This window comes from Chryseobacterium sp. 2TAF14, assembly GCF_052115105.1.
Taxonomy (GTDB): domain Bacteria; phylum Bacteroidota; class Bacteroidia; order Flavobacteriales; family Weeksellaceae; genus Chryseobacterium.
In genome coordinates this window covers 1-1,010 of the sequence record NZ_JBFRGA010000334.1, presented here as the reverse complement: position 1 = coordinate 1,010, position 1,010 = coordinate 1, and the positions used below count along the sequence as shown (strand labels likewise).

The following is a 1,010-nucleotide window of genomic DNA, read 5'->3' as shown; positions in this document are numbered from 1 at the left end:
CCATTTGCTGCTTACAGAAATATAGTTCAGGTCTTTATCAAACATTGCCAGAGGAACCGGAACATCGGTAGCGTAAGACTGCATAATGGCCTCTTTTCGGGTGACTTCCAAAAACATTTTTTTGAAAGCATCGATGTCCTGAATGATTCCGTAAACCCTGATGCAGCTCCCACCTTCAAATTCCGGGATTCCTTTCACTCGCACCCAGATCATAATTCCGTCACTGCGCAAAATTTGCAACTCTTCATTAAAAGGTGTTCCGTCTGCGATTGCTCTGTTAAAAAGTGTTGTGATTACCTCCCTGCTGTTTTCTATGAAGAATCCGATCGCATTTTCAAAATCCGGCTTGAAATTGTCTGGTACTTTATGAATTTCTCGGGTACTCTTAGACCAGAATACATTGCCATTTTCCAGATTAACTTCCCAGCCTCCTACCTGTGCTACAGTACTGGTTTGCTCAAGCATTTCTTTTGTATAAAAAAGATCTCCTTCCAGCCTATCTCTACGAATAATCTCGGATCGTAATCGTTTGTAGAAAAAAAATGTTACGACGACGGCGGCTACGGCAGAAAAGATGATGAATAAAACGGTTGAATTCGAAGACCTGTTCAAATCTTTATTTTTGATAGCCAACTGAGCCTCCTCATACTTTACAAATTCCATAACAAGTTGACGGCATTTATCCATCGCTGTTTTCTTTTGTTGAATTTGTGTGGGCGTCATCAATATACCATTCTTACGATTCTCAATGAGCGAAACATCTCCCTTCATCATAATCTCTGACGTATGAATCAGTTCTTCAAGAAGCTTGGTCTGATGCTTATCGTTAATATTTAATTTACTTTGAGAAGCAATAAGATCCGGATATTTCTTAGCGCTTTTAATATAGGGCTCGAGAAATTTTTTCTGTCCGGTCAGCTGATATCCACGGATGCCTGTTTCTGCGTCCAGAAGAAAATTTAAAATATCTTTTACTAAACTAATGGATTCCTTGCTTTTTAAAAGGCTTT

The 1,010-nt window shown here is 39.2% G+C and carries 1 protein-coding gene; it reads right to left on the bottom strand.

The genetic code is table 11. The annotated features are described in order from the left end of the window. Window positions 1-1,010, bottom strand: a 1,010-nt coding sequence (locus AB4Y90_RS18025; protein WP_441558937.1) for a CHASE3 domain-containing protein, incomplete at both ends; no start/stop codon positions are given.